Source organism: Nitratireductor luteus (genome assembly GCF_026162365.1).
GTDB classification, from domain to species: Bacteria; Pseudomonadota; Alphaproteobacteria; order Rhizobiales; family Rhizobiaceae; genus Chelativorans; species Chelativorans luteus.
Window position 1 is genome coordinate 326,744 of the sequence record NZ_JAOANW010000007.1, and the last position, 20,636, is coordinate 347,379.

The following is a 20,636-nucleotide window of genomic DNA, read 5'->3' on the forward strand; positions in this document are numbered from 1 at the left end:
CGCCGGAAACCCCGGCGGCCCTCACGAGATTCGATGGCTGACTCTCCGGCTTATGCCGCAAGGTCCCGCAGCACATATTGCAGAATGCCGCCGTTGCGGAAATATTCCAGCTCGTCCAGCGTATCGATGCGGCACAGCACCGGCACCTCCTTCACCTCGCCGCCGGCAAAGGTGATCTTGGCGGTCATGGTTGCGCGCGGCTTGATGTTCTCCAGCCCTTCGATCGTCACCGTCTCATCGCCCTTCAGGCCAAGGCTCTTCCAGCCGACGCCGTCTTCGGCAAAGACAAAGGGGATGACGCCCATGCCGACCAGATTGGAACGGTGGATACGCTCGTAGCTTTCTGCGATGACCGCGCGCACGCCCAGAAGATTGGTGCCCTTGGCTGCCCAGTCGCGCGAAGAGCCGTTGCCGTATTCGCCGCCGGCAATGACCACGAGCGGCACGCCCTCTTCCTTGTAGCGCATGGCCGCGTCGTAGATCGACATCTCCTCCTTGGAGGGGTAGTGGATCGTGTAGCCGCCCTCGGTGCCGTTCTCGCCCAGCATGAAATTGCGGATGCGGATATTGGCGAAGGTGCCGCGCATCATCACCTCATGGTTGCCGCGCCGCGTGCCGTACTGGTTGAAGTCGACCACATCAACGCCATTGTCCATGAGATATTTGCCGGCGGGCGACTGTGCCTTGATCGAACCGGCCGGCGATATGTGGTCGGTGGTGATCTTGTCGCCGAACAGGCCGAGGATGCGGGCGCCCTTGATGTCGCTCACATCGCCTGCTTTCTGGCCCATGCCCTCGAAGTAGGGGGGATTTTGCACATAGGTCGACTTGTCGTCCCACGCATAGGTCTCGCCTTCCGGCACCTGCACCGCCCGCCAGTTCTCGTCGCCGGAGAAGACCTCGGCGTATTTCTGCTCGAACAGGTCGCGGGTGACATGCTTCAGGATGAACTCCTGGATCTCCTTGTTGGTGGGCCAGATGTCCTTCAGGTAGACGTCCTTGCCGTCCTTGTCCTGACCGATCGGCTCCTTGGTGAGATCCTTCTTCACCGTCCCGGCCAGCGCATAGGCGACGACCAGCGGCGGCGAGGCCAGGTAATTGGCCTGCACATCCGGCGAGATGCGCCCCTCGAAATTGCGGTTTCCGGAAAGCACGCCGGCGGCGATCAGCCCCTTGTCGTTGATCGCCTTGGAGATCGGCGGGTTGAGCGGACCGGAATTGCCGATGCAGGTGGTGCAGCCGAAACCGACCAGGTTGAAGCCGATCTGATCCAGCTCCTTCTGCAGGCCCGACTTGGCCAGATATTCCGCCACCACCTGGCTGCCAGGTGCCAGCGAGGTCTTCACCCAGGGCTTCTGCTTGAGCCCCAGCCTGTTGGCGTTGCGGGCAAGCAGACCGGCGCCGATCAGCACCGAGGGGTTCGAGGTGTTGGTGCAGGACGTGATGGCGGCAATCGCCACATCGCCATGGCCAAGATCGTAATCCTTGCCCTCCACCTGCCAGCGCTTGTCGAGGCTGGCCGGATCCTTCTTATATTCCTTCTCCAGCGATTCGGCGAAGCCGGAAGCGATGTTTTCCAGCGGGATGCGCCCTTCGGGCCGCTTCGGACCGGCCATGGAGGGCACGACATCGCCGAGGTCGAGTTCCAGTGTATCGGTGAAGACCGGGTGCTCGCTGCCGGTCTCGCGGAACATGCCCTGCGCCTTGCAATAGGCCTCGACCAGCGCGATGCGCTCCTTCGTGCGGCCGGAGACGTTGAGATAGTTGAGCGTCTCCGAATCGACCGGGAAGAAGCCGCAGGTCGCGCCGTATTCCGGCCCCATATTGCCGATGGTCGCGGCGTCCGCCAGCGTCATGTGGTCGAGACCGTCGCCAAAGAACTCTACGAACTTGCCGACCACGCCTTTCTTGCGCAGCATCTGCACGACCGTCAACACCAGGTCGGTGGCCGTTACGCCTTCCTTCATCTTGCCTGTCAGCTTGAAGCCGATCACCTCGGGCAGGAGCATGGAGATCGGCTGGCCGAGCATGGCCGCTTCCGCCTCGATGCCGCCCACACCCCAGCCCAGCACGCCGAGGCCGTTGATCATGGTCGTATGCGAATCGGTGCCCACGCAGGTATCCGGATAGGCGATCTCGACCCCGTCCTCTTCCTTCGTCCACACGGTCTGGCCAAGATATTCGAGGTTGACCTGATGGCAGATGCCGGTGCCGGGCGGCACGACGCGGAAATTCTTGAATGCCTTCTGCCCCCATTTCAGGAAGCGATAGCGCTCGCCGTTGCGCTCATACTCCAGCTCCACATTGCGGGCGAAAGCCTTCGGCGTGCCGAACTCGTCGACGATGACCGAATGGTCGATGACCAGGTCGACCGGCACCAGCGGGTTGATCTTCTGCGGATCGCCGCCGAGCGACTTCATCGCGTCGCGCATGGCGGCCAGGTCGACCACGGCCGGAACGCCGGTGAAATCCTGCATCAGCACGCGGGCGGGCCGATAGGCGATCTCATGGCCGGCCGTGCCCTTGTCGTCAAGCCAGGCGGAAACAGCCTCGATATCGGCCTTGGTGACGGAGCGGTCGTCCTCGTTGCGCAGCAGGTTCTCCAGAAGCACCTTCATGGAGAAGGGAAGCTTCGACACGCCGGCAAGACCGTTCTTCTCGGCCTCCTTCAGGTCGAAATAGACATACTCCTTGTCACCCACTTTCAGGGTGCGGCGGCAATTGAAACTGTCGAGAGATTTAGACACGGGCGATCCTATCTGGTCTGTTCATCCGAAACGGGAACGGACTCCTCCAGGCATCACGCGCGAAAGGTGCGGGTACGGTCATTTCCGCTGTCCGTTCCCAGCGTCCGGGCCGTTCAAGGCGGCGCGCGCGCGGGGTATCGGCACAAAGAGTTACACGCCGACCGCTGGCGTGGTTGTCCGGGATATAGAGAATTTCGTAAAAGACTTCCATACCGTCATTGGGCAAAACTGCAGCCCAGCAACAATTCAGGAAAACACTTTGCCGCCAGATGCCCCCACAATCGAGCTCAAAGCCACAGAACTGGCGGGAGAACGAGGCGGCGAGCCCGTATTCCAGAAGCTTTCCTTCCAGCTTCGCGACGGCGAGGCACTGACCGTGACCGGGCCGAACGGCGCCGGCAAATCCACGCTGTTGAGGGTCGTCGCCGGCCTGCTGCCCGCATATGAAGGCATCGTGTCCTTCAAGGGCGGTGGCGAAGACTTTCCCGACGCGCGGAGCGCCTGCCATTATCTCGGCCACAAGAACGCGATGAAAGCCGCGCTGAGCGTCGAGGAGAATCTCGTCTTCTGGCGCGATTTCCTGGGCCACCCGCACCTTGAGCCGTGGGAGGCGCTCGACATGGTTGGCCTCGGCGACATCGGCCATTTGCCTTTCGGGTACCTGTCCACCGGCCAGCGCCGCCGGGCGGCGATCGCCAGGCTCCTCGTCGGCTACCGCCCCGTCTGGCTGCTCGACGAGCCCACCGCCGGTCTCGACAAGGCATCCGAGACGCAGTTCGCCGAATTGATGAAAGCGCATCTGGAGGATGGCGGGTTGATCGTGGCCGCGACACACCTGCCGCTCGGGCTCAAGGGAGCGGGGGAGCTGAAGATGGGGGAGGTGCGGGCATGATTATTACCTGCGCCCCTCACACCCCCCTCTGTCCTGGGCTTGTCGAACGGGCCGGGCATCTCCCCCTCAAGGGGGGAGATCAGCTGCCACCCCTGCTTTCGCCAATCTCCGACGTCGCAAAAGAGGCGCCGGAGCATGCGGTCGGCGTAATCTCCCTCCTTGAGGGGGAGATGCCCGGTAGGGCAGAGGGGGGTGCGAAGGGGCACCGACATTCCCGGACCAAGGGATGCCCCGCCCCATGCTAGCCCTCTACCTTCGCGAAACACGCCTCGGCGTCCGCGCCGGAAGCGGTGCCCTGACTGGCATATTGTTCTTCCTGGCCGTCATCGCCGTCATCCCCTTCGGCGTCGGCCCCGATCTCAACCTTCTGGCGCGGATCGGCCCGGCGATCCTGTGGATCGGCGCGCTGCTGGCCGGCCTGCTCGGCCTCGAGCGCCTGTTCCAGGCCGATCGCGAAGACGGCTCGCTCGACCTCCTCATCGCCGCTGACCGCCGCCACATGCTGGCCGCCACCGTCTTCGTCAAATGCCTGGCCCACTGGACGGCCAACATATTGCCGCTGGTTGCCGTCTCCCCGCTGCTCGGCCTTTTCATGAACGTCCCGCCGTTCGGGATAGGTGCTGCCACGCTGACCCTTCTTGTGGGCACGCCGGCCATTCCCTTCATCGGCGCCGTCGGCGCGGCGCTCGCCGTCGCCCTGCCGCGCGGTGGCCTTCTCGTCTCGGTGCTGGTCCTGCCGCTGACGATACCGGTGCTGATTTTCGGCGTGTCGGCCGTGCGCGGAGCCGTTGCCGATCCCGATCCTTTTCTGCCGGCCTTCCTCATTCTCGCCGCGCTTACGCTCTTCTTTGGCGTCATAGGCCCCCTCGCCGCCGCCATGGCCCTGCGCTGGAGCGGCGATTGATGAAGCGGCGCCGGACTTCTGCGGCAACTGGACGAATTGCGAATAGGGCGAAGCAGCGCTATCTACCGATCATGAACCAGCCCCCGAAACAAACCCGCCTGATGGCGCTGGCCAATCCCACCCGGTTTCTGTCGCTGGCCGACCGTCTGGTGCCGTGGCTGGGCGCCCTTTCGCTGGCTGTGCTGGTCGTCGGGCTCTATCTCGCTTTCACGGCACCCGAGGACTACCAGCAGGGCATCACCGTTCGCATCATGTATATCCATGTCCCGTTCGCCTGGATCGCCATGTTCTGCTACTCGCTGATGGCGGCCTCGGCGCTCGGCACCCTGGTGTGGAAGCACCCGCTGGCCGACGTTTCGCTGAAGGCGGCCGCACCCATCGGCGCCGTCTTCACCGCGCTGGCGCTGTTCACCGGCTCGGTCTGGGGCAAGCCCATGTGGGGTACCTGGTGGGTGTGGGATGCGCGGCTGACGTCGGTCTTCGTGCTTTTCCTGATGTATCTCGGTATCGTCGCCTTGACCCGCGCCATGGACGATCCGGCCCGTTCCGCCCGCGCGGCGGCGATCCTCACACTGGTCGGCTTCATCAATATTCCGATCATCAAGTTTTCGGTCGACTGGTGGAATACGCTGCACCAGCCGGCTTCCGTTTTTCGTCTCGACGGGCCGACGATCCATGCCAGCCTCCTATGGCCGCTCCTCGTCTGCGCCCTCGGCTTCACCCTTCTTTTCCTGACGCTGCACCTCATGGCCATGCGCGCCGAGGTCTGGCGCCGCCGCGTCGCGGCGATGCGCCGGCTTTCCGCCCGCGCGGCCGATCTGCGGCCGGCCGGAGTGCGCGCCGGATGAACCATATCGCCTATGTCACCGCCGCATATCTCGGCTCCGCGCTCGCCATCGCCGGGCTGGCGCTGTGGATCCTGCTCGACCAGCGCGCCCGCAAGCGCGAGCTGAAGGAACTGGAGGCGCGTGGCGTACGCCGCCGCGCACAACGCACGGACACCACGTCATGAGCGAAGCGCCGGGCAGGCATAGCCCTTCCTCCTTACACCGGAGCAGGCACGGCAAAGCCGTGCCGGGCAAGGAGCAGGCCGAGGCCGCCCATCCGCTGCGCAAGATTCTGGTGATCCTGCCACTGGCCGCCTTCCTGGCGCTGTCGGCCGTTTTCCTGATGCAGCTTCTTTCCGGCCGGGACACCGCCACGGTGCCGTCCGCGCTGATCGGCGAGCAAGCACCGCAGACGAGCCTGCCGCCCCTTGAGGACCTGGGATTGCCCGGCTTGGAGCCGGCCGACTTCCGGGGCAATGTGTCCCTGGTCAATGTCTGGGGCTCCTGGTGCGGCCCCTGCCGGCAGGAACACCCGCTGCTCATGGAGCTTGCCAGGGACGATAGGGTTCGGCTCGTCGGCCTGAACTACAAGGACCAGCCCGAAAACGCCCGCCGCTTCCTGGGCGAGCTCGGCAACCCCTATGACGCGATAGGCGTCGATCGCAACGGCCGCGCCGCCATCGAATGGGGCGTCTACGGCGTGCCCGAAACCTTCCTCGTCGGCCCCGACGGCACCATCCGCTACAAGCACGTGGGCCCCTTCACGCCGCAGAGCATCCAACGCGAGCTGATACCGGAGATCGAGAAGGCGCTCAAAGTTCCGCCGGCCTAGAGCGCCGTGCGTCCATTTGGACGCACGAAGGACGCGCTGACACTTTTGAACCTACGCATCGTGCTTTCCGAAAACCGATTCCGATTTTCGGGCGGATGCTGTAGCGCAGTTCCAGGAAAAGTGGAAACCGGCTTTCCGTCCGGAAAATTGCGCAGAACCAGGCAGATTGTCCCCCGTCCCCTCGCCGGGTATGCTGCGCTGCACCACGGGGGAACGGATGGGTATTCGCCAACACTTCCTGCGGCAGGCCGAGGCCTGCGATAATCTCGGGTCGCCTTTCACGGCGCGCCTGTGCAGGCTTCTGCCCTCCTTGCTGGATCAGACGGCGGAGGTGGGCGGCATCGTGACCGGGTGGGGCGGCGATGCCGGCGCGGACGCCCTGGCGCTGCGCCTCTGCGGCGGGCTGCACGCGCTTGTCCTTTCAAGCCGCGCTCCCAGGTTAACCGCGGCCTACCCGCCCAACACCGCCAGCGACAAAGAGCTGGCACGCGCCGTCGTCGCCGCCACCCTCGAACAAGCTGACTTCCTGGTCGAGTTCCTCAAGAGGCCGCCGCAGACCAATGAGATCGGCCGCTCGGCCATGCTGTTGCCGGGCCTGCTGGCTATCGGGCGGGAAACGGCCATGCCGATCCAGCTGTGCGAGATCGGGGCGAGCGCCGGCCTCAACCTGATGCTCGACCGCTTTCACTACCGCTATGGCGAGGCATGCTGGGGCGACGAAGCCGCGCCGGTGAGGCTTGCGCCCGAGATACGCGGAAAAGGCCCCCCGCTCGGAGGCTTTCTCGACATCTCGGATCGTCAAGGTTGCGACACTTCCCCGATCGACATCGCCGACGCGGAGGAGCGCCTGCGGCTCAAGTCCTATATCTGGGCCGATCAGACGGAGCGGCTGGAACGGCTCGAAGCGGCATTGGCGTTGGCCGCCAAGGACCCGCCGCCAGTGGAAACCGCGGACGCCGCGGATTTCGTTGAGAAGGTGCTTGCCCGGCGCAACCCTTCATCGGCCTTCGTGCTTTTTCATTCGATCATGTGGCAATACGTGCCTGAAGCCACGCAGAGGCGCATCGAGAACCGCCTCGATACCGCGGGAAACCTGCCGGGCGCGGCACCCATCGCCTGGTTGCGTATGGAGCCTGTTGCCAGCGGCGCGCCCTATGCCACGCTGCGCTTGAACCTTTGGCCGGGCGGCGCAACGCGCGACCTTGCCCACTGCAACTATCATGGCCGCTGGATCGAATGGATCGAGCGTTGAGTCGGGCGCTATGGAACGGTTACCGTCGCTCCCCGTTCACCGCGCCGAGAAAGCCAGCCTGAGCCCGAGTGCAGCAAAGGCGGCGGCGAAGCTGCGGCGCAGCCATTTCATGGCGGCCGGGCTGCTGAGCACCCTGCTCCGCACGAGAGCCGCCATCTGGCCGTAGACGATGAAGATGACGAAGGTCATCGCCATGAAGACGAAGCCGAGCCAGCCCATGGCGACGGCCGGAACGACCGTGTCTACCGGCACGAACTGCGGCAGGAAGGCCAGGAAGAAGATCGACAGCTTGGGATTGAGGATATTGATCAGGAAGCCGCGGCGGATGATCTTCCAGTGCGGCACCTGCGCCCGGTCCGGCGCAGCGTCGAGAAGTCCCTTCTCCCTGAGTGCGCCCCAGGCCATCCATAGGAGATACAGCACGCCGGCGAACTTGACCGCCTGGAAGAGCACGGCGCTGGCATGCAGCAGCGCCGCAAGGCCGAGGATCGCCGCCGCTATGTGCGGCAGGATGCCGAGCGTGCAGCCGAAGGCCGCCGAAACCGAAGCCGCGCCGCCGCGCCCCAGTGCAATGGCAAGCGTATAGATCACGCCTGTCCCGGGAATGAGCACGACCACCAGGGCCGTAAGCAGGAATGCCGGGTCCAACGGGCCGCCTCCGTTTTTCAAGGGAGGCGGCAGTGTGCCCGATGGCTGCGTACTGTCAAGTATCGCCGGCCCAGGCGGCGCAGCAGCTCCGCTTACGCCGCTCCCGCGCGGCTCTTCTCGAAGCGCTTGCGCTCGTTCGGGTCGAGGTAGAGCTTGCGCAGGCGGATGGACTTGGGCGTCACCTCCACCAGCTCGTCGTCCTGGATCCACGAAAGCGCCCGCTCCAGCGTCATGCGGATCGGCGGGGTGAGCTTGACGGCATCGTCCTTGCCCGAAGCCCGGACGTTGGTCAGCTTCTTGCCCTTGAGTATGTTCACTTCCAGATCGTTGTCGCGGGAGTGGATGCCGATGATCATGCCCTGATAGACCTTGGTGCCGGCGTCAATGACCATCGGTCCGCGGTCTTCCAGATTGAACAGCGCATAGGCGACGGCCTCGCCGCTGTCGTTCGAGATCAGCACGCCGTTCACCCGGCCCGGCAGTTCGCCCTTGTAGGGCTGGTACTCGTGGAACAGGCGGTTCATCACCGCCGTGCCGCGCGTATCCGTCAGAAGCTCCGACTGGTAGCCGATCAGGCCGCGCGTCGGCGCATGGAAGACCAGCCTCTGGCGGTTGCCGCCCGAAGGCTTCAGCTCCACCATCTCGGCCTTGCGCTCCGACATCTTCTGCACGACGACACCGGCATGCTCTTCGTCGACGTCGATGACGACTTCCTCGATGGGCTCTAGAAGCGCCCCGCTCTCGTCCTTGTGCATGACGACGCGCGGGCGCGACACGGCGAGCTCGAAGCCTTCGCGCCGCATCGTCTCGATGAGAACCGCGAGCTGCAATTCGCCGCGGCCCGAGACGTAGAAGGAATCCTTGTCGTCGGCTTCCTCGATCTTCAGCGCGACATTGCCCTCGGCCTCCTTCAGGAGGCGGTCGCGGATGACGCGACTCGTCACCTTGTCGCCCTCGGTGCCGGCCAGCGGCGAATCGTTGACGATGAAGGACATGGTCACCGTCGGCGGATCGATCGGCTGCGCATGCAGCGGCTCGCTCACGGACGGGTCGCAGAACGTGTCGGCGACAGTGCCCTTCGACAGGCCGGCAATGGCGACGATGTCGCCCGCCTGCGCCTCGTCGATCGGCTGACGCTCCAGCCCGCGAAAGGCCAGGATCTTGGAGACACGCCCGGTTTCCAGCAGCGTGCCGTCGTGATGCAGCACCTTGACCGCCTGGTTCGGCTTCACGGAGCCGGATTCGACGCGGCCCGTGATGATGCGTCCGAGAAACGGATTGGCCTCGAGGATCGTGCCGATCATGCGGAACGGACCGGGATGCACCGTCGGCGCCGGAACATGCTTGAGCACGAGGTCGAACAGCGGCGCCAGCCCTTGGTCCTTCGGGCCCTCCGGGTTTTCCGAAACCCAGCCGTCCCGGCCCGAACCGTAGAGGATCGGGAAATCGAGCTGCTCGTCGGTGGCGTCGAGCGCGGCGAAAAGGTCGAACACCTCGTTGACCACCTCGACATGGCGCGCATCGGGGCGGTCGATCTTGTTGATCACGACGATGGGCTTCAGCCCGACCTTCAGCGCCTTGCCGACGACGAATTTCGTCTGCGGCATGGGGCCTTCGGCGGCGTCCACCAGCACGATGGCGCTATCCACCATCGACAGGATGCGCTCCACCTCGCCACCGAAGTCGGCGTGGCCGGGCGTATCGACGATGTTGATGCGGGTATCCTTCCAGTCGACTGAGGTCGCCTTGGCCAGGATGGTGATGCCCCGTTCCTTCTCCAGATCGGTCGAATCCATCGCGCGTTCGGCAACGCGCTGGTTCGCGCGGAACGAGCCGGACTGTTTCATCAGCTCGTCGACGAGCGTGGTCTTCCCATGGTCAACGTGGGCGATGATCGCAATATTGCGCAGGTTCATGAGTTCTCTTTGGGATCAGGAAGGCCGCCAAACATAAACGCGGCCAAGTTTCGTTGGCCGCGCTCATACAGCTTTTTTCGCAGATGCGAAAGGGCTTAGCGATTGTTTGGGAATTCACTGCGGCGAGGCAGACGCTCGCCGCAGCGGATTGTCGAACGATCGCTTACGCCGAACGCACCGGATCGAGCGTCACTTTATAAAGCTCATTGTCGTCGCGGTCCATCAGCCGCACCGTCATCTGCTCGCTGTTCGCGTCGATGTCGGCCAGCCCGAAGAACTGGAAGCCGGCCGATGGCGGCAGGTTGGCGCCCTGCTCCTCGCTCGGCGCCTTCACATATTTCAGCTCGGGGCCGAAAGTGCCGTCCAGATCGTTGGGGCCGAAGGTGCCGGCGTGCAGCGGGCCCGAGACGAACTCCCAGAAAGGCTTGAAGTCCTGGAAGGCGGCCTTGTCGGGATTGTAGTAATGGGCCGCCGTATAGTGAACGTCGGCCGTGAACCAGACCGTGTTGTCGATGCCCGCATTCTTGATGTAGCGAAGAAGGTCGGCGATTTCCATCTCGCGCCCGCCGGGCTGGCCGGAACCGCGGTCGGCGATGCCCTCGATCCTGTCGCCGTCCGGCACCACGAGGCCGATGGGCATGTCCGAAGCGATGACCTTCCAGGTGGCCCGGGAATTGGCCAGTTCCCGCTTCAGCCACTTCACCTGCTCCTCGCCCATGATGCGGGCTTCCTCGCTCATTTCCTGCTGCGGCGTATCGGTGTTCGCCCCGCGATAGGAGCGCAAATCCAGAAAGAAGACGTCGAGCAGCGGCCCGTAGGAGATCTTGCGGTAGACGCGGCCGGGCTCAGCCGGCGTAAAGCGGATCGGCGTCATCTCGTGGAAAGCACGCGCCGCGCGGGACGTCAGCAGCGGCACGGACTTCTCCGTGTAACGATCGTCCGCGGAGAGATCCTTCGAAGCCGACCAGTTGTTGACCACCTCGTGGTCGTCCCACTGGAAGAAGGTCGGACAGATGGCGTTCAGCGCGCGCACATGCTCGTCCATCATGTTGTATTTCCACTGGCCGCGGAATTCGTCCAGCGTCTCGGCAACCTTGCGCTTCTCGTCGATGAGAACGACGTTCTTCCACACGCTGTCGTCCTTCAGCGTGACCTCGTCTTCCATGGCGCCATCGGCATAGATCGTGTCGCCCGAATGCAGGAAGAAATCCGGCTGATGACCGGCCATGGTGGCATAGGTCTTCATCCCCGTCTCGTCGATGCCCCAGCCCTGGCCGGCCGTGTCGCCCGACCAGGCGAAGCGGATATTGCGCCGGCCAGCCGGCGCCGTCCTGAATCGGCCGACGATAGGCTCCGAGCCCGCCTTGATGTCGCTGAGGTCGTATGCCGTCATGCGATAGAAGATATCCTGGTCCGGCGTCAGCTCGGTCAGGAGCCGCTTGACGGCGAAATCGCTCTCCGGCAGCGCGTCGAGCGGCGGCAGCCTGCGCGCGTCCGCGAAGCTCTCGGTCGTCGCCACCTCGAACTGCACCCGCGCCGGCTTGTCCGTCCGCGTCCAGATCATGCCGGAACTGGTGTCCACGTCCCCCGACTGGACCCCGTGGGTGAACTGCGGACGCGACGACGCCCGCGAAATCGCAGGCATGGCAAGGCCGGCGGCGGCTGTGAGAACGGCTGCGCTGCCGCTCGCCAGGAACTGGCGGCGGGTACGCACTGCAAAAGGCTTCATTGACAGTCTCCCTCGTGACTCTGGTTGCGAGGGGCGCAATGTCGTTTGCTACTGTGGCAGGCGCTTATCGGTTGCGTGACAGGCTTTTGAAACTTGCGTGACGGAAGGCGAATGCCGTGCCGGAGGCGGCGCCGGCACGGCATTCGCCTTCCGTCACATTCGTTCGCCCGGCAGCTGGCTGGCTTGCTTCACCCAATCGGCGAACTGCGCTTCGTCGAGCTGGCCCTCATGAATGTCGAGATAGCGCACTTCCGGGTGCTTGGACTTTCCGGGCGGCACAGGCCGCAGCGACGTGCCGCGGAAGAAGGTCACCTTGATGTATTTCGTGAAGCAGTGAAAGCTGAGGAACCAGCCCTCGCCTTCAATGCCATAGAAGGGCGAGTTCCATTTGACCGCCTTGCTTACGCCGGGAACGGTGCGCGTGATGATTGCGTCGAGGCGGCGCCCGACATCGCTTTTCCAGCCCGGCATCGCCGCGATATAGGTCTGCACGGGGCCGTCGCCATAACCCTTCGCGATCTGGGGATTGCCGCCCGAGAGGAGAACGGGCTTGCCGGGTTCCGACTTTGCGGCGGGCTTTGCGCCCTTCCCCGGCTTCTTGGGCGCTTCCTTGTCGTTCATTGTGTTCGCGCCTCTCCTGCGGCTCGTCCTCCGCTGCGCCGCTTGGCGGCATACGGCAACGCGAACATGTAAAGGCCCGTGAACAGGAGCACGAAGAGCGGAGGCAGCGGCGAATAGACCAGCCAGGGGGGAGGTTCTCCGAGCCCCATGGCAACGAAGTTGGCGGTGACGGTCAACGTAAAGGCAATAGCCACCCAGCGGTGGATTTGCCGGATCCATGTGTTCCAGTTCAATAGGGCCTCCTTCGAAATCGAGCCGAAGCGGACCGGGCGTCCTTCGTGCGCCCGGATGAACGCACGGCCTTCTACGACGCGTTCAGCGACACGGCCGCCCGGACAAGAGCCTTCAGCGCCTCCTCGTCGATCTCGCCTCCTTCGTGGAAGTCGATCGCCCGCCTGGTGTTGCCCTCGAGACTTGAGTTGAAGAGGCCGGAAGGGTCGTCAAGCGCGGCCCCCTTGGCAAAGGTCATCTTCACGGCCTTCTTGTAGGTCTCGCCGGTGCAGATCATTCCGTCATGGTACCATACCGGCACGCCCCTCCACTTCCACTCCTCGACCACCTCGGGGTCGGCCTGCTTGATGAGGGCGCGGAGCCGGGAGAGCATCTCTCCCCGCCAGTCGCCCAGCTCCCGGATCCTCTCGTCTATCATCTGGGACGGAGTTTTCTCCTGTCGAGGCCCGCTGGTGCTCATGAAGTTTCCTCTTTCCGTTCCTCTTGTTCCCGGAGTCATGATGACGCTTCAAGGAAGCATCATCATGATTCAAAGGCGGTGCTGCGCCATCGACGCCTGCCCTGCGCCGTGCGGGCGGATTTCAGTCCATACGCTCCAGAACCTGCTCCAGGGCCGCGAAGAATCTCGGCCAACCGGCCTTGGCGCCCCGGTAGTATGGCTGCTGATCCGGCCTGAAACCCCTTTGCTCCATGCGCAGCCGGGTCCCCGTGCTCGTGGGCGTGAGGGTCCACGTGATGACGCTTCTGAGGTCCTTGGTATCCCACGTATAGGATAGTGTCTTGTGCGGCTCGGCTGTCTGGACCCGCCCTTCCACGGAACCCCAGTCCGCACTGAGTTGGAACCTGTGGCCGATATCCGGCTTGAAATCGTTCTTCATCAGCCATTCCTCCATCAGGTGCGGCTGGGTGAGCGCACGCCAGATCTTTTCCGGCGGATGGGGCACTTCCCGTTCGACAACGACGGAGAGCGTTTCGGCCGCGGCATCGGTCATTGGTCCATCCTCTTGAGCAGGTCTTCGAGATCGTCGAACCGGCGTTCCCAGAACCGGCCCATCTGGTTTGTCCAGTCGACCAGCGGGGAAAGCGCGTCGAGCTGCGCGCTGTAGTGGGTCTGTCGTCCTTCATGGCGGTCGCGCACCAGCCCTGCCCTTTTCAGGACACCCAGATGCTTCGAGACGGCCGGCTGCGAGACGCCGGCCTGAGCCGTCAGGGCCCCCACCGTCTGATCGCCGCCACGGCACAGCCGCTCGAAAATCGCCCGCCGCGTCGGATCGGCGAGCGTCTTGAAAAGGATTTCATGGGGCTGCGGCATGGGATCTATAACTCGCTGGCTATTGATCAGACCAATAACCGCCCGGATATGTGTGAGTCAAGCACCCGATGCACCGGCACGGCGATGCAGGTCCCGGGGCCGCTCGCCGTGCGGTGCGGGGACCTTTGCCGGCACTGGCTTCAAACCAACCCCTTCTTCTCCATCATCGCCTCCGGGCTCGGCATTCTCCCGCGAAACGCCTTGTAAAGCGCTTCCGGGTCCGCCGTATCGCCCGCCGCATAAACATGCTTCAGCAGCTTGCCGGCAGTTTCCGCATCAAAGGGATCGCCCGCTTCCTCGAAGGCGCGGAAGGCGTCGGCGTCGAGGACTTCCGACCACATGTAGGAATAATAGCCGGCTGAATAACCGTCGCCGGAGAACACGTGCAGGAAATGCGGCGTGCGGTGGCGCATGGGGATGGCGGCGGGGGCGCCCAGCCGTTCCAGCTCCGCCGCCTCGAAGGCAAGCGGGTCTTCTGGCGCTTCGTCCGCCGCATGAAAGGCCATGTCGACCAGCGCCGAGGCGGTGAATTCGGTCGTCGCGAAGCCGGCGTTGAAATTGCGCGCGGCCCGCATCTTGTTGACGAGCTCCATCGGCATGGGCTCGCCCGTCTCCACATGGCGGGCATGTTTCGACAGGACCTCGGGTACGGTGAACCAGTGCTCGTAGAGCTGCGAGGGAAGCTCGACGAAGTCGCGCGAGACCGCCGTGCCGGAGACCGAAGGCCATGTCGCCTCGCTCAAAAGTCCGTGCAGCGCATGGCCGAACTCGTGAAACAGGGTGCGCGCGTCGTCAGGCGACAGCAGCGCCGGCCTGCCCTTGGGCGGCTTGGCGAAATTCATGACATTGTAGATGATCGGCCTCTGGCCGCCGCCCAGCTTGTGCGCCGTCTGCAGCCGGCTCATCCACGCGCCGGAGCGCTTGGAGGGGCGGTTGAAATAATCGGCGAGAAACACGCCGCGCTCGGTGCCGTCGGCGTTCCTCACCAGGAAGACGCGCACATCCTCGTGCCAGGCCGGCACGCCCTCGATCTCCTCGAAGGTGAGGCCGAACAGCCGGCCGGCCACGTCGAAGGCGGCCGCGATCACATTCTCCAGCGCCAGATAGGGCTCCAGCGCGCCCTCATCGAAGGCAAAACGCTCGGAGCGCAATTTTTCGGCGTAAAAGCGCCAGTCCCACGGTGCGATGGAGTGGTTGTCGCCGGCTGCAGTGGCCAGCCGCTGCAGTTCCTTCGCGTCTGCCGCCGCCTTTTCCCGTGCCTTGTTCCACACCGGCTCCAAAAGCTCCATCACCCGTTCGGGCGTCTTGGCCATGGTGTCGTCGAGCTTGTAGGCGGCAAAGGTCTCGTAGCCGAGCAGGCGGGCCTTTTCCGCGCGCAGCCGCAGCGTCTCGCGCACGATCTCCGCATTGTCGGTCTCTCCGCCATTGGCGCCGCGCGAAACGAACGCCTTGAGCACGGTTTCACGCAGGTCGCGGCGCCGCGAATAGGTAAGGAACGGCTCGGCGATGGAACGCGAAAGCGTGACGGCAAAGCGCCCCGCCTCGCCCCGGCTTTCGGCCGCCTCGGCCATGGCGCTTCGAAGGGCCTGCGGCAGCCCCGCCAGGTCGTCCTCATCGAGGAACAGCGCCCATTTGCTCTCGTCGGCCAGCACGTTCTGCCCGAACTGCGCGCCGAGCCCGGCAAGCGCCTCGTTGATCTCGGCAAGCCGCTTCTTGCCCACAGCGTCCAGCCGCGCGCCGCCGCGCACGAATGCCTTCCAGCACTTCTCCAGCACCCGCGCCGTCTCCGGGTCGAGCTTCAGCGCATCCCTTTCCCGGTAAAGCCGGTCGATCCGCTCGAAAAGGGCCTCGTTCATGGCGATCGCCGAATAATGGCGGGCCATGCGCGGCGAGATTTCCCGCTCCAGCCGCTGGATCCTCTCATTGGTATGCGCGCCCGCCTTGCACCAGAAGATCGCCGAGACCCGTTCCAGCGTCTTGCCGGCCAGTTCCAGCGCCAGCAGCGTGTTCTCGATGGTCGGCGCCTCGGGATTGTCCGCTATGGCGGCGATTTCGGCGTTGTGAGCCGCGAACCCGGCATCGAAACCGTCCTCGAAGGCGCGATCCTCGATGCGCGCGAACTCCGGCAGACCAAGGCGGCCGTTCCAGTCGGCCAGGGGCGATCGTTCGGGCGGGAATGCGTCGTGGTTCATCGAAATCCTCGTGGAAGAGCCAGCAGACTGCCTGGATAGGATAAGAACAAGCTATAGGCCATGTAGGCTCCGGCCATCGGGCCTGCAACACTTGACAGCGCGCGCCGCGCACCGGACAATCGACCTAGTAAACATTACTTACTAATTCAGGGCACCCATGGCCGGCACCTTCGACCCCGAAGCCTTCGGCTTTCTCATCTTTGATCTCTATCGGCTCATCAGGAGCGATATCGACCAGCGGATCGCGGCCGCCGGCATCGGCATCACCCCCGGCGAGGCCCGAACGCTGGTTCATGCCGCGCGCGCCGGTGAGGTCCGCCAGAATGTCCTGGCCGAACGCATGGGCCTCGAAGCCATGACACTCAGCGCCTATCTCGAACGGCTGGAGAAACAGGGCCTCATCGAACGGCTTTCCGACGAGACCGACCGCCGGGCCAAGCTGATACGCCTCACCGAGAAATCGACGGGCGTTCTGGAGGCGATCGTGTCACTCGGAAAGGAAGTGCGCATGAAGGCGCGGGGCTCCATGAGCGATAGCGAGTGGGAAGCCCTGCAGGAAACGCTCAAGCGCATCCGTGGCAATTTCAGCGCCCCTCCTCCGGGCGAAGCCAACTAGAGCGCCCGTGCTTCCGTTTGGACGCACCAAGGACGCTCTATCTTCTTGTTTTTCCGCATTTATGCGGACGTCAGGTGATGCCAACTGACTGCAAAATTCTGTAGCCAACGCGCCGGAGACGGCGAAAGCAGGACCGAATGAAACATCGGCAAGAGGCGGCGGCGCCCGTCATGAGCGAACGCCGCGTGAGCCTGATCGGCGCCATGCTGGTCGCCATCGGCCCGGTTTCGATGGCGCTCTACACGCCGGCGATGCCCGAGATCGTGAGCGCCTTCGGCACCACCGAAGCGGCGGTGAAGATGACCCTGTCGCTTTATTTCGCCGGCTTCGCCATTGCCCAGCTCATCTGCGGGCCGCTCTCGGACGGCCTCGGCCGCAAGCCGGTCACCTTCGCCTTCATGGCCATTTATGCCGTAGCGAGCTTCATCGCCGTCATGGCGCCGGGCATCGAGTGGCTCATCGCCGCGCGCTTTCTGCAGGGTGTCGGCGCGGCGGTGGGCGTGGCCGTCTCGCGCGCGCTCGTGCGCGACCTGTTCACGCAGGAGCAGTCGGCGCGTATCATGAACCTGATGGGCATCATCCTCGCCATGGGCCCCGCCCTTGCGCCCACCATCGGTGGGCTCACCATGGAGCTGTTCGGCTGGCACGCCATCTTCCTGGTCATGCTTGCGGCCGGCGCCGGCATCGTCCTCGTCGTTCATTTCACGATGCGCGAAACCGTTACGCGAGACCTTTCCCGCATCTCCCCCGCCGGCCTCGTCCATTCCTACGGCCTGCTCCTGGCAAGCCCCTATTTCCTGACCTCCAGCCTGGTCGTGGCCGGCTCGGTCGGCGCGCTCTACACCCAGGCGACGGTGCTGCCGTTCATCCTCATGGGCCGGGTCGGGCTCTCGCCGGCCGAGTTCGGCATCGGCATGCTGATGCAGTCAGGCTTCTTCTTCATGGGGTCGCTGACGGTGCGCTCCCTGCTCGGCCGCACGAAAGCGCCCCGGCTGGTGCCCTTCGGCCTCGGCTTCATCGCCGTGGGCAGCGTCCTCATCGCCTGGTTCCTGAACGCCGCGCCGCCGACTTTCCTGAGCGTCATGGGCCCGGTCGCCTGCTATGCGTTCGGCATCGCCTTCGTCATGCCCGCCATGATGACCGCCTCGCTCGCCCCCTTCCCCCGCATCGCCGGATCGGCGTCGTCGCTGATGGGCTTCATGCAGATGGGCAGCGGGCTGCTGGGCGGCTCCATCGCCGCGCTCCTCGGCGACCCTGTCTTCGCGATGGGCACGATCATTCCAACCATGGGCGCCATCGCCATCGCGGCATGGCTGCTATGGCGACGCCTGCCGGAGCCGGCGCTCGCCACCGCCGTGCGTCATGTGCCGGAGAACCCGGCCTGACTCAGTCCAGCAAAGGCCGCTCGAAATCGCCGGTCTTGGGGTCCATCACCCACAATTCGCCCCGCTCGATGTCGAACCAGGCGCCGTGCAGCGACAGCCGGCCCTTGTCTTCCAGTATCTTCACGCACGGAAAGCTGCGCAGGTTTTCCACCTGAAAGCGGATGGAAATGCGCTCCAGCGCCGTCTGGCGCTCGGCAGCGGTCATGCTGTTGCCGGCAAGCGCCGCCGCCGCCGGGGCGACCAGCCCCATCCATTTGCCGATGAAATCGCCGGGAGAGAGCGGCTCGGCGGTAGGGTTCAGCGCCGCCCCTATACCGCCGCAGCGGCCGTGGCCCATGACCACGATGCTCTTCACCTTCAGGCTTTGGACTGCAAATTCCAGCGCGGCGGAAGTGCCGTGATGCTGGTCGTCCGGCGCATAGGGCGGCACGAGATTGGCCACGTTGCGCACGACAAAAAGCTCACCCGGTCCGGCGTCGAATATGGTCTCGGGCGCCGCCCGCGAATCGCAGCAGGCGATCACCATGGTTTCGGGCTTCTGCCCCTCACGCGCCAGCGCCTGGTAGCGCTGGCTCTCGATCGTATAGCGCGAGGCCATGAAATTGCGGTAACCGGCGAGAAGTCGTTCAGGCAAGTGTGTCATGGCAAGCCGAATAGCCGGGAATGGCGATACAGGCAAGATGGTCAGGTACCGGCCGCCATCTCCGCTTCCAGCCGCCGCATGGTGACGAGAGCTGTCGGCCGGGTCATGCAATCGATGTCGGCGGCCAGCGTCAGCTCGTCGGCGCCGCGCGCGCATGCCCTCTCAACCGCCTGGAAGACCCCGGACGTGGCGTATCGCAACGCCTCCTCGGCGCCATCGCCCTTCAGCAGCCGCGAGACGTAAAGCGCGGCCACCAGGTCTCCCGTCCCCTTGGGCGGGTTCTCGACAAGAGGATGCTCGGCAAGCAGCGCACTGCCGGAAGAAATGAGCAGATTGCCGATGTTACCCGCCGCCTCGCCGGGTGTCGACGTCACCAGCATCGCAGGCGGCTTGGCGGCCGAAGCCGCCGCGCGAACGGCGGCGATGGAATCGAGCTTTCGCCCCGTCATCCATGAAAGCTCGAAGCGATTGGGCGTGGCGACATCCGCGATCGGCATCAGCCGGTCGCGCACGGCAATGGCGGTAGTCTCCGCGACATACTGTCCCTCGGCATCGCCCATCACCGGGTCGCAGAGATAGATCGCCCGCGGGCTGGCCTTCCTGACCGCCGTAACGAGCGAAGCCACGGCATCGGCCTGCGAAGCCTCCCCCAGATAGCCGGATATGACCGCACCCACCTGCCCGAGCCACGGTGCGCGCTCCAGATCGCACATGAAGGCCGCGAATTCTTCGGCCGGCGGCACGATGCGGGTCGCCGGCCCATGCCCCGGATGCCAGGGAAGCACGATTGTCGGCACCGCCCAAACCGGATGGCCGCAGCTTTCCAGCGCGAAGACGATGGTGCGGTTGCCCACCGCGCCCCGCGCAACATGGCTGGATATGACGATGACTGCCTTGCCGTCGATCATGAACCCGACTCCGCGAGAAAAGAGAAAATCCAGCCGATCACAATGATAACCAGCACGACCGAGAGCACCCGGCCGATCCTGCGCCCCCAGAGCTCCGCCCAATCGTCTTCCGGGGCGTCTTCGGCCTTGAAATGCTTCTTCGTGCGGTCGATCAGCGGACGCGATTCGACCTCGCGGTTCACCCTGTCCAGGATGCCTTCCGATTCGTTCCGCCTATCCCGAGGCTTCCTGTCGACCATGCAGCGCCACCCAAAAAAACCAGCTATTCCGCAGCCATTCCGCAGCCATTCCATTGTCAGGCGAATACCACTATTCTGCCGCCCGGTCGAATATGCTCCGGGGACTTTTCTATGATCCAGTCATTGCGCCTGCCCGCGCCTTCCATGCGCGGCGCCATCATCCTGCTCGCCCTCTTGCCGCTTCTTTCGGCATGCGGCTTCAACACGATCCCGACCCGCGAGGAACAGGCCAAGGCCGCCTGGAGCGAGGTTCTGAACCAGTATCAGCGCCGCGCCGACCTCATCCCCAATCTGGTGGAAACGGTGAAGGGTTATGCGTCCCACGAACGCGAGGTGCTCGAGGCGGTGGTCGAGGCACGCGCCAAGGCGACAAGCGTGCAGATCTCGCCGGACATGCTCAGCGACCCCGAAGCCTTCAAGGTATTCCAGGAAAGCCAGTCGCAGTTGACAGGCGCCCTGTCCCGCCTCCTGGCGGTTGTCGAAAACTACCCCGACCTCAAGGCCAGCCAGAACTTCCTGGCGCTGCAGGCCCAGCTCGAAGGTACGGAAAACCGTATCGCCGTTGCCCGTCGCGATTACATCGAGGCCGTGCGCCTCTACAACACGTCGCTGAAAACGCTGCCCTCGATGCTTTGGGCGAAGTTCTGGTTCACCGACGCCGAACCGCTGCAGAGCTTCACGGCCTCCGAGGAAAGCATGAGCCTGCCGAAGGTCGATTTCGGCAATGGGGGCTAAGCCGAAG

At 64.4% G+C, this 20,636-nt stretch carries 22 protein-coding genes; 9 read left to right on the top strand and 13 right to left on the bottom strand.

Features of this window, described 5'->3' with window-relative positions; genetic code table 11:
* Positions 1-50 precede the first annotated feature (50 nt).
* Positions 51-2,747 carry an aconitate hydratase AcnA gene (gene acnA, locus N1058_RS12345; protein ID WP_265517842.1) on the bottom strand — a complete coding sequence of 899 codons (2,697 nt, stop codon included), beginning with the start codon at positions 2,745-2,747 and terminating at the stop codon, positions 51-53.
* Positions 2,748-3,027: 280 nt separating this feature from the next.
* On the opposite strand from acnA, the gene ccmA reads away from it, so the two are divergent.
* The 6 genes from ccmA to N1058_RS12375 all read left to right on the top strand — a co-directional run bounded on the left by ccmA (position 3,028) and on the right by N1058_RS12375 (position 7,454).
* Entirely contained in the window at positions 3,028-3,639 is a 612-nt protein-coding gene (gene ccmA / locus N1058_RS12350) for a heme ABC exporter ATP-binding protein CcmA (protein ID WP_420847980.1), read from the top strand.
* 238 nt (positions 3,640-3,877) lie between these two features.
* A complete protein-coding gene (ccmB, locus tag N1058_RS12355; RefSeq protein ID WP_265517845.1) occupies positions 3,878-4,543 on the top strand; it encodes a heme exporter protein CcmB in 666 nt (221 codons plus the stop codon).
* 71 nt (positions 4,544-4,614) lie between these two features.
* Entirely contained in the window at positions 4,615-5,391 is a 777-nt protein-coding gene (locus N1058_RS12360) for a heme ABC transporter permease (RefSeq protein WP_265517846.1), read from the top strand.
* Positions 5,388-5,555 (top strand): heme exporter protein CcmD, encoded by a 168-nt coding sequence (gene ccmD / locus N1058_RS12365; RefSeq protein WP_265517847.1) that lies wholly within the window; start codon positions 5,388-5,390, stop codon positions 5,553-5,555. Before N1058_RS12360 ends, ccmD begins: the two co-directional genes overlap by 4 nt.
* Complete coding sequence (locus N1058_RS12370; protein WP_265517848.1) at positions 5,552-6,202, top strand: DsbE family thiol:disulfide interchange protein; 651 nt, start codon at positions 5,552-5,554, stop codon at positions 6,200-6,202. Before ccmD ends, N1058_RS12370 begins: the two co-directional genes overlap by 4 nt.
* A gap of 217 nt (positions 6,203-6,419) precedes the next feature.
* Positions 6,420-7,454 (top strand): DUF2332 domain-containing protein, encoded by a 1,035-nt coding sequence (locus N1058_RS12375; protein WP_265517849.1) that lies wholly within the window; start codon positions 6,420-6,422, stop codon positions 7,452-7,454.
* A 36-nt stretch (positions 7,455-7,490) separates the two neighbouring features.
* Here N1058_RS12375 and N1058_RS12380 read toward each other — a convergent pair whose 3' ends face one another.
* The 9 genes from N1058_RS12380 to N1058_RS12420 form a co-directional block, all read right to left on the bottom strand.
* Complete coding sequence (locus N1058_RS12380) at positions 7,491-8,102, bottom strand: LysE family translocator (RefSeq protein ID WP_265517850.1); 612 nt, start codon at positions 8,100-8,102, stop codon at positions 7,491-7,493.
* Positions 8,103-8,194: 92 nt separating this feature from the next.
* On the bottom strand, positions 8,195-10,018 hold the full coding sequence (gene typA / locus N1058_RS12385) for a translational GTPase TypA (RefSeq protein WP_265517851.1): 1,824 nt from the start codon (positions 10,016-10,018) through the stop codon (positions 8,195-8,197).
* 163 nt (positions 10,019-10,181) lie between these two features.
* On the bottom strand, positions 10,182-11,747 hold the full coding sequence (locus N1058_RS12390) for an alkaline phosphatase D family protein (protein ID WP_265517852.1): 1,566 nt from the start codon (positions 11,745-11,747) through the stop codon (positions 10,182-10,184).
* A 153-nt stretch (positions 11,748-11,900) separates the two neighbouring features.
* Positions 11,901-12,368 (bottom strand): DUF1801 domain-containing protein, encoded by a 468-nt coding sequence (locus tag N1058_RS12395; protein ID WP_265517853.1) that lies wholly within the window; start codon positions 12,366-12,368, stop codon positions 11,901-11,903.
* Positions 12,365-12,601, bottom strand: coding sequence for a hypothetical protein (locus N1058_RS12400; RefSeq protein ID WP_265517854.1), 237 nt, complete (start codon positions 12,599-12,601; stop codon positions 12,365-12,367). Before N1058_RS12400 ends, N1058_RS12395 begins: the two co-directional genes overlap by 4 nt.
* A gap of 71 nt (positions 12,602-12,672) precedes the next feature.
* Entirely contained in the window at positions 12,673-13,059 is a 387-nt protein-coding gene (locus N1058_RS12405; protein ID WP_265517855.1) for a DUF1801 domain-containing protein, read from the bottom strand.
* A gap of 121 nt (positions 13,060-13,180) precedes the next feature.
* A complete protein-coding gene (locus tag N1058_RS12410; RefSeq protein WP_265517856.1) occupies positions 13,181-13,591 on the bottom strand; it encodes an SRPBCC family protein in 411 nt (136 codons plus the stop codon).
* The gene (locus N1058_RS12415) at positions 13,588-13,911 is read right to left on the bottom strand and encodes an ArsR/SmtB family transcription factor (protein ID WP_265517857.1); all 324 of its coding nucleotides are present in this window, start codon (positions 13,909-13,911) and stop codon (positions 13,588-13,590) included. The genes N1058_RS12410 and N1058_RS12415 overlap by 4 nt, the downstream gene beginning before the upstream one ends.
* A 140-nt stretch (positions 13,912-14,051) precedes the next feature.
* Positions 14,052-16,103, bottom strand: coding sequence for a M3 family metallopeptidase (locus tag N1058_RS12420; RefSeq protein WP_265517858.1), 2,052 nt, complete (start codon positions 16,101-16,103; stop codon positions 14,052-14,054).
* Between the two features lie 157 nt (positions 16,104-16,260).
* On the opposite strand from N1058_RS12420, the gene N1058_RS12425 reads away from it, so the two are divergent.
* A complete protein-coding gene (locus N1058_RS12425) occupies positions 16,261-16,719 on the top strand; it encodes a MarR family winged helix-turn-helix transcriptional regulator (RefSeq protein ID WP_265517859.1) in 459 nt (152 codons plus the stop codon).
* A 137-nt stretch (positions 16,720-16,856) separates the two neighbouring features.
* Entirely contained in the window at positions 16,857-18,104 is a 1,248-nt protein-coding gene (locus N1058_RS12430; protein ID WP_265517860.1) for a multidrug effflux MFS transporter, read from the top strand.
* Position 18,105: 1 nt separating this feature from the next.
* On the opposite strand, the gene N1058_RS12435 is transcribed toward N1058_RS12430, so the two are convergent.
* Genes N1058_RS12435 through N1058_RS12445 form a run of 3 tightly spaced genes read right to left on the bottom strand, consistent with a single transcriptional unit; the run spans position 18,106 to position 19,837 of the window.
* Positions 18,106-18,747, bottom strand: a complete 642-nt coding sequence (locus N1058_RS12435; protein ID WP_265517861.1) for a carbonic anhydrase — start codon at positions 18,745-18,747, stop codon at positions 18,106-18,108.
* Positions 18,748-18,788: 41 nt separating this feature from the next.
* The gene (pdxY, locus tag N1058_RS12440; RefSeq protein WP_265517862.1) at positions 18,789-19,655 is read right to left on the bottom strand and encodes a pyridoxal kinase PdxY; all 867 of its coding nucleotides are present in this window, start codon (positions 19,653-19,655) and stop codon (positions 18,789-18,791) included.
* Entirely contained in the window at positions 19,652-19,837 is a 186-nt protein-coding gene (locus N1058_RS12445; RefSeq protein ID WP_265517863.1) for a hypothetical protein, read from the bottom strand. The genes pdxY and N1058_RS12445 overlap by 4 nt, the downstream gene beginning before the upstream one ends.
* 168 nt (positions 19,838-20,005) lie before the next feature.
* On the opposite strand from N1058_RS12445, the gene N1058_RS12450 reads away from it, so the two are divergent.
* On the top strand, positions 20,006-20,629 hold the full coding sequence (locus N1058_RS12450; protein WP_265517864.1) for a LemA family protein: 624 nt from the start codon (positions 20,006-20,008) through the stop codon (positions 20,627-20,629).
* The last annotated feature ends 7 nt before the right edge of the window (positions 20,630-20,636 follow it).